The following is a 7,467-nucleotide window of genomic DNA, read 5'->3' as shown; positions in this document are numbered from 1 at the left end:
GAAAGTCAATGAAATCAACGATCTACCAACACCACCTCCGCGCCAGTGCTAGCTTTTCGTACCGTCACTTATTGCACTGAAAACGAGGAGACCCCCTATGTCAACGGCCATATCCGACCAGCCAACAAGAAAGAGGATCGGGTGGACCGTCGCCTGGTGGTAAACCAGCGGCCCAACAAGCGCTGCGTGTTCGTGATGCGCCAGAAGGTCAATGTGATTGGTGACGCCATCCGGGGTGCCAACAAAACCATTTCGTTCGTGATCAAGGCTGAGAACCAAGCCGATGTGAACAAGTTGGCCGAAGCCTATGTGGAAAAGGGCTCTGTGATCTGCGCTGACGAAAGTGTGGCCTACGATGGCCTGCACGCCAAGTTCGACACACGCCGGGTCAATCACTCCATCGAGTACCGCAGTGATGCCGGTGTGACGAACAACATGGCTGAATCGTACTTCTCGCGTTTTCGCCGTATGCAGTACGGCCAATGCCATAAATTCGGCAATCTCTATCTGGCGAACTATGCCAACGAAGCGGCCTACCGCGAGGACACCCGGCGCATGAGCAACGGGGATATTTTTGATGACATCTCGAAGAAGTGCGCCACCACACCGACCTCACGGGACTGGTGTGGCTACTGGCAGGGCAACAAACGCAATGCCGAGCGGCTGACCGCTTAAACGATTTCCCATTTCATGACGCCTGCACCGTTGTCGATTTCTCGGACGATGTGACGGGCCTCCAGCCGGTGGATGACGGCAAACACATTTTTTTGAATACGGGCGGTGATGGCCTCCGTGGCCTCAATGCCTTTGCGCTCCAGTAGCTGCGCGGTGATTTCAAGGTTGTTCAGTGGCTTCCCGGCCTCGCGCATCACATCCAGCGTCAGGCGCTGCGCTTCCCCTTTGACAAAATACTGATTGCGCGTGTTCGTGCGCTTGGATTTGATCGTGCGCAAGTCATACTCGGGCGCAAATAGCTTGATACTGCCGTCCAGGTGCGACAATGATTCTTGCAACCGGGTTATTTCTGCTTGATACGAGATGATTTGACCGGCAACTTCGGAACGCTTGGATACCAGGCCGGATACGACCAGTGACTCTGCCATTTTGACCCCTTGGAAAACGGTGTTTACAAGGGGAAATTGTCAGGGTTTAGCTGGGAAAAAGCTTTGTGCGGTTGCTACATAATTCCGGACCTTCCAACGGATCATCGTGCTCCAGCTCGGGGCAGAACACCTCAAACCATACACCGTCGAAGCTGTCGATGACGATGCCGTAACGCGACGCAATCCTCTTGGCCTTCGCAAGCACGCCACGCGCATCCACCTTGGCATCTCGCGGCGCCACCATGAAGTGGACCCCATCATCAAGACAGACTTGACGGTAGTTTAAGTTGCACCCAATTTCACACAGCTGGACGGCGCTGCCCCGGTTTTTGCTTTCGGCATTGTGGACTGATTTTCTATCCTGACTTCTTCGAACTCAGTCCCTGTGGAGCGAAGCGCAATGGGGAGTCCCTGCGTTGCTCCGTACTTGTCCACGATCATCGCACCGCCCCCGACCGAGCTTGCATGCACCGCATCCGGCGTGCTATGTCCCAGTGCCTGGTGCGGCCTCTCGCCGTTGTAGAACGCAAAGTATTTTGTCAGCCCAATCAGCAGTTCCCCCATCGTGGCGTAGCCATTGAGGTACACGTCCTCATGCTTGACGCTGCGCCACAGGCGCTCGACGGGTCTGGTGTCTGGTGCACCTTAGCTCGGAGCGGGTGCGGCGGCGGGGACGGCGATGGGTGCAGCCGGCTTGGCAGTGGCCGGCGGTGCTGCGGTGGCAGGTGCGGGTTCTGCGGTGGCCGCTGGGGCCCGGATGGCGCCGGGAGCTGCGAGAGCGGCTATTGGCGCCGGCGCGAGCGCCGCGCGGGCTGCGACGGGCATGGCCAGCGGGGCGAAATCGGCCTACCAGGCCGGCGCCGCCGCATCGGGCGCTGGCGGCATGCGCGCGGCCGGTGCGGGCCTCGCCAACGTCGCGCGCAGCGGCACCAGTGCCGTGAGCCAGCGCGTCGCATCCGGCGCCAGGGCGGTCGAAGACGGGGTAGCGAGCTTCATTGCCGATGCGGCTGCGCCTGCCGCAGCCAAGCCCGCAGCCGGTGGGTCTGCAGCCATTGCGCCAGCGGCTGAGCCCGCGTGGGCCAAGCAGATGCGCCGCAAACAGCAGATGACGCATGCGGCCACGACGGCCGCGCACACGTTGCGTTCGGGCGATGCCGGTGGGAGTGGTGCCAGTCCGAGCCTGCGCGATGACTCGAATTCTTAGGAGATCCAGATGAGATTCAAACGACCCGAGGTGCGGTACTCGGCAACGCCCGAGCCCTGTCGCCGATTGCACAAGCGGGTCCTGTGATCGACTGTATTGTCCAAACCAATCGGCTGGTGATTTCGCGCCGCGAGTCTTCGGTGCCAATGTCGTACGTCGATGCCGACAAGAAGCCGCGAGGCTACTCGCTGGATCTTCGTCTCAGGATCGCCGAAGTTGAAGAGACGGTTGAATCTGCCGCGCTTGGAGGTGGTCTATTTTCTGACGGATCCAGCAAGGCGGATCCCCGAGATCGTTGAGGGCAAGGCAGACATGGAGTGTGGTTCTACGACGAACACCGCTGAGCGCCGGCAGCAGGTGTCTTTCACGGGTCCCCACTACCTCAGCGGAGCACGCTACTTGGTTCGGTCCGACAGCGCCATAAGCCACCTACCCGACTTTCAGCGAAAGAGACTGGCCGGCACTCGGGGTACCGTCGAATTGAAAGCGATTGAACGAGCAAGCAAAGAGCGATTGCTATACATCGACATCGTAGAGGTTCCCGATCACGCCAAAGCGGTGGAAATGGTGGAAGCAGGTGAAGTGGATGGCTTCGCGATGGCCGATGTATTGCTGTATGGATTGCGTTCCAACCGTCCCAATCCGGACAAGCTGAAAGTTGTTGGCAAGTTGCTGACCATCGACCCTATCGCGATCATGTTCAACAAGGATGATCTTGAGTTAAAGGGCATCATTGATGCAGAGATGAAACGTTTGATCCACGGCCGCGAGGCGCATGCCATCTATGAGAAGTGGTTCATGCAACCGATCCCGCCGCGAAACGTCCCGCTGAACATGCCCATGAACTACCTCCTCAAGGATTTTTGGAAGTATCCGAGCGACCAGGGCCCGTTCTGACTGTGAACCCATGAAGACTACGCTCGCGAAATTGATGCTTCAGAACGGGTGTGCACCTCCGGTGACCAACGGGGGGGCGCAGTTCTTCTCCACGACTGATTTCTCACCTTGCATGCGCCGCGTAGCATAGCTCCGCTCTACAGAAGTACACGGATAACCCGGAGGGCAGGGGATATCTGCTGAGCATCATTTCGAAACCAATAGCTGGTTCTCTGGTGCTACAGAAGAGAGCGGTGGTCAGCAAATCAGTTAAACCTACGGTCAGACCAATCGCCTCTTAGTCAGAGACGGCACGCAACGAGATACTGCACGGGTCTAGGGAAGGTCTGCACAAAGCGGTGTTCGGCAGGATAGTGCGTTGATTTGGACAAAGACACGCCCCAAATGCCTTGAGCCGCCAGGCTTGGCCGTCTGGTGAGTCGCTTGCGGCCCTGATTTGCGGGAAATCCCGCCGCATTGGGCCATTTCGGGCGCGCTCATCTCTGTGCTGCCAACAGTTTGCCCCGCACCATCCACAAATTGGACAGCGCAAACAGCGTGAACAACTGGGCCGTGTTCTTCTTGAGCCCACGATAGCGCACCCTGACGTGGCCGAACTGCCTCTTGATCACCCTGAAGGGGTGCTCCACCTTGGCCCTGATGCTGGCCTTGACCCGTTCCAGTTCGTCGATCAGAACATCCAGCGGCTCGTCTTCTTTGAGTGCTGCGCGCTTTCCTGGGCGCATAGCGATGTGCCAGCGCACATCAGCCTTGGCATCGGGCCTCTTGGCTGCCCCTTGGTAGCCCGCATCACCGAAGGCGTCGATCTCCTGGCCATGCAACAAGCTGGCCGCCTCCACCACATCGTTGACGTTGCCTGCCGTGCCGCGTACGGTGTGCACCAGTCCTGAGTCGGCATCGACTCCGATGTGGGCCTTCATGCCGAAGTACCACTGGTTGCCCTTCTTGCTCTGGTGCATCTCAGGGTCCCGCGCATGGCCTGCGTTCTTGGTGGAACTGGGCGCAGCAATGAGCGTGGCATCCACTACGGTGCCCGCTCGCAGCAGCAGGCCCTTGGCCTCCAGCAGTTCGTTGATGGTCGCCAGGATCTGGGGCGCCAGCTTGTGCTCTTCGAGCACGTGGCGGAACCTCAGGATCGTGCTCTCGTCGGGCAGGCGCTCATCCCAACCTCCCAGGCCGGCAAAGTCCCGAAACAGGGGCACATCGTGCAGCGCTTCTTCCATGGCAGGATCGCTCAGGGTGAACCACTGTTGCATGAAATGAATGCGCAGCATGGCCTCGATGCAAAACGGCGGCCGTCCCCGCCTGCCTTCTGGCATGTAGGGGGCGATCAGCGAGACCAGATCGCCCCAAGGCACAACCCGTTGCATCTCGTCCAGGAACTCGCGTTTGCGCGTGCGTTTGCTCGACGATCCCAGTCCCAGGCTTTGCTGCTTCATGCCGGTATCGTCTCAGCACGAGGGGAGCCGTGGCAAGCACAGCTTGCCGGGATTTATGCAGACCTTCCCTAGGCTTCAGAGTTTCGATGAAGGGTGTTGTGGGCTATTTTCGGCGCAACTCCATTCACGCAAGCGGCGATACAGCAACCCACGGGAAACTCCTAGCAGCCGCGCAGCGCGGGACACATTGCCTTGGCATTGGGCAAGAGTTTGTTCAATCAGGACGCGACTAGCTTCGTCCAGCGAAGGTGCAGGTGCAGGTGCGGTGGCGGGGTCATGCCCAGGCGCTGATTCGGACGTCAGATTCAGCGGTGGGGTAGATGGGTGGTCCACGCGATCATCCAGATGCGCAGCTATCCAAAGAGTCAGGCCCGAAGGCAGCATCTGCGGCAGAGGTCGCCCGTCGTGGGCCAGGGCTAGCAATTGGCGTAAGTCAAGGCCGAATACGCCTTCGGCCGCAATGCCTGCATCCGAACCGCCCTGACCCTCAAGCAACCGAGCACCGACGCCATTGAGCCAGCACAGCAATCCGTTTTCGTCGACTGCTGCCAACCCCTCCAAAGGCGTATGGAGCATGGCCTTGCTGGACTGGAAGCGCAACAACAGCTTGGAACGTGCCGAGCTGACCAACAGCCGGTTTTCAATGCAGGTGGCGTACATGTGAGCCATGGCGCCCGCATCGAAACGGAAGGCTCCACGCTCGCTGGTCAGGTCCAACATCGCCACGATGCGGCCGCTGGCATCGCGCACTGGAGCGGCCGCACAATGGAGGGCTTCCAGGCAGCGGAAGAAGTGTTCACCACCGCGAACGATGCAGACCTCGCCGGTGTTGACCGTCACGCCGGGCGCACCAGTACCCACCACGGCTTCGCCAACACTCACACCCACTCGTGCCACTGAACGCAGCAGCGGACCATCATCCGCGGTGAGCCGGGAGGCCAGTATCACCACGCCCTCCCTGCTGGTCAGCATGGCCCGCGCTCGACTGCCTGCAATGGCTGTTTCCAGCTCTGCGATCGGTTCGGACGCGGCTTCAATCAGCGCACGGTTCTTGGTCAGCACAGTGGAGATGCGCAGCTTGCTGATGGGATCGAAGCTGATCTTCTCGCCGGGATTGCGGCCGGCGCTCAGGCAACGATTCCACGACTGGATTACCGGCTCGGGCACCAGACCTGAGGGTCGCTCTCCGTGCTCGAAGTAGCGCTCGCGCGCCAACGCTACTCGGTCCTGTTGTGTGGTGAAGAACGGGTTGGACATGGCGCTGGCAAGCACGGGAGGTGCGTATGGATGGTCCTCAAGGCGGCAATTTTTGTTCCGTTGCAGAACAAATCATCACTAGGGAAACCCCTCATGTTTTCGCCAGCGTCCGCTCTCTGTAGCCTCGGTGGCAGCCTCGGCCGCCCTGAGGCGGCCCATCCACCTTGAAAGCCCTTTGATGCCCCACCTCCGTTCCACGAGTACATGCGCCGCTGTGGCGTGCACGCTGCAAATTTTGCCCATGGTGGATGCTCACGCGGGTGGAACCGGCCAGGCCGAAACCCTGCTGGCACCGGTGGTCATCACGGCCAGTCGGATCGGCCAAGACCTTTGGCAAAGCCCGGCCACCATCGACAGCATCGACGGTGCACAATTGCGCGAAGGCCAGATGCAGATCCACCTGTCCGAGGGGCTGGCGCGGGTTCCTGGTTTGGTAGTGCAGAACCGACAGAACCAGGCGCAGGATCTGCAGATATCCGTGCGCGGCTTCGGCGCACGTTCGACGTTCGGCGTGCGGGGCCTGAGGCTCTACGTGGACGGCATTCCGGCCAGTGCGCCCGATGGGCAGGGCCAGGCGGCCAACTTCCCCATTGGCAGTGCAGCGCGCATCGACGTGGTACGCGGCCCGGCCGCGGTGCTGTACGGGAACGGTGCCGGGGGCGCGCTGCTCCTCTACACCGAAGAGGGTTCGCAACCCGGGATCTGGCGCAGTGGCATGGCTCTGGGGGCGGACGGACTTTGGCGACTTTCAACCCAGTTGCAAGGTCGCCTGAATGAAGCTCCGGAGAGCTGGAGCTACGCACTGAACCTTGAACGCTCTGCCACCGACGGCCAGCGCCCGCAGTCCGCCGCCGACCGCAGCACCGTGCACATGAAGCTCGCACGCCATATGGGCGATCAACGCCTGTTGCTGCAGTATCAACAGCAGCAAGTCTCCGCGCTCGATCCATTGGGCCTGACGCGCACCGAATTCGACAACGACCCGACGCAGACCAACGCCAATGCGTTGCGCTTCGGCACCCGCAAGTCTGTGCTTCAACGACAAGTCGGTCTGGCGTGGAAGTACCCGCTCGACGCGCAGCAGCACCTGGAGCTGATGGTCTATGGCGGTACGCGCGCTGTGATGCAGTTCCAGGCCATCCCGGCTGCCACGCAGGCGCCGCCATCGCACGCTGGAGGCGTGATCGACCTCTATCGCGACTACGCTGGGCTGAACCTGCGCTGGGGCCGCATACAGGACGATGTCGGCGGTGGGCAGCTGGCCTGGTCCGCAGGACTTGCTTATGACTGGCAGGGAGAGTGGCGGCGCGGCTACCAGAACTTCGTCGGCAGCACGCTGGGAGTGCTCGGTGCCTTGCGGCGCCAAGAGCGCAACCAGGCCGCGAACGCCGACCCCTACCTGCAGGCCGAATGGACACGGCAGGATCTGAGCTTGAGTGCTGGCCTGCGCCATACCCAGGTGCGCTACCAGTCGGCCGACCATTACGTGGTGCCGGGCAACCCGGACGACAGCGGCGCGCTGGGGTGGAGCGGCTGGCTGCCCATGCTCGGCGCGCGGCTGGCACTG

The 7,467-nt window shown here is 60.9% G+C and carries 8 protein-coding genes and 1 pseudogene; 4 read left to right on the top strand and 5 right to left on the bottom strand.

The features are described 5' to 3' along the window. Nucleotides 1-45 precede the first annotated feature (45 nt). Entirely contained in the window at nt 46-675 is a 630-nt protein-coding gene (locus tag DBR23_RS05775) for a transposase (protein ID WP_199227642.1), read from the top strand. On the opposite strand, the gene DBR23_RS05770 is transcribed toward DBR23_RS05775, so the two are convergent. The 3 genes and pseudogenes from DBR23_RS05770 to DBR23_RS05760 all read right to left on the bottom strand — a co-directional run. Next, nucleotides 672-1,103: a hypothetical protein gene (locus tag DBR23_RS05770; protein ID WP_146191239.1), complete on the bottom strand. Its 432-nt coding sequence runs from the start codon at nt 1,101-1,103 to the stop codon at nt 672-674. The genes DBR23_RS05775 and DBR23_RS05770 overlap by 4 nt on opposite strands. A gap of 46 nt (nt 1,104-1,149) precedes the next feature. Beyond that, nucleotides 1,150-1,347 (bottom strand): hypothetical protein, encoded by a 198-nt coding sequence (locus DBR23_RS05765; protein WP_108497595.1) that lies wholly within the window; start codon nt 1,345-1,347, stop codon nt 1,150-1,152. A gap of 167 nt (nt 1,348-1,514) precedes the next feature. Continuing rightward, nucleotides 1,515-1,727, bottom strand: a pseudogene (locus DBR23_RS05760) (integrase core domain-containing protein); the annotation flags it as partial. A gap of 199 nt (nt 1,728-1,926) precedes the next feature. On the opposite strand from DBR23_RS05760, the gene DBR23_RS05755 reads away from it, so the two are divergent. Together DBR23_RS05755 and DBR23_RS05750 are read left to right on the top strand one after the other, a co-directional pair. Next, nucleotides 1,927-2,307 carry a hypothetical protein gene (locus DBR23_RS05755; protein ID WP_199227641.1) on the top strand — a complete coding sequence of 127 codons (381 nt, stop codon included), beginning with the start codon at nt 1,927-1,929 and terminating at the stop codon, nt 2,305-2,307. Between the two features lie 228 nt (nt 2,308-2,535). Then, a complete protein-coding gene (locus DBR23_RS05750; RefSeq protein ID WP_233250298.1) occupies nt 2,536-3,204 on the top strand; it encodes an amino acid ABC transporter substrate-binding protein in 669 nt (222 codons plus the stop codon). 476 nt (nt 3,205-3,680) lie between these two features. On the opposite strand, the gene DBR23_RS05745 is transcribed toward DBR23_RS05750, so the two are convergent. Continuing rightward, nucleotides 3,681-4,643: an IS5 family transposase gene (locus DBR23_RS05745; RefSeq protein WP_108497594.1), complete on the bottom strand. Its 963-nt coding sequence runs from the start codon at nt 4,641-4,643 to the stop codon at nt 3,681-3,683. A gap of 75 nt (nt 4,644-4,718) precedes the next feature. Next, nucleotides 4,719-5,915, bottom strand: coding sequence for a helix-turn-helix domain-containing protein (locus DBR23_RS05740; protein WP_233250297.1), 1,197 nt, complete (start codon nt 5,913-5,915; stop codon nt 4,719-4,721). A gap of 226 nt (nt 5,916-6,141) precedes the next feature. On the opposite strand from DBR23_RS05740, the gene DBR23_RS05735 reads away from it, so the two are divergent. Then, nucleotides 6,142-7,467, top strand: a 1,326-nt coding sequence (locus DBR23_RS05735; RefSeq protein ID WP_233250296.1) for a TonB-dependent receptor plug domain-containing protein, incomplete at its 3' end; no start/stop codon positions are given.

It is taken from the genome of Acidovorax sp. HMWF018 (assembly GCF_003061035.1).
In the GTDB taxonomy this organism is placed as follows: domain Bacteria; phylum Pseudomonadota; class Gammaproteobacteria; order Burkholderiales; family Burkholderiaceae_C; genus Acidovorax; species Acidovorax delafieldii.
The sequence above is the reverse complement of the archived record's forward strand: the minus strand, read 5'-3'. Positions and strand labels throughout refer to the sequence as shown.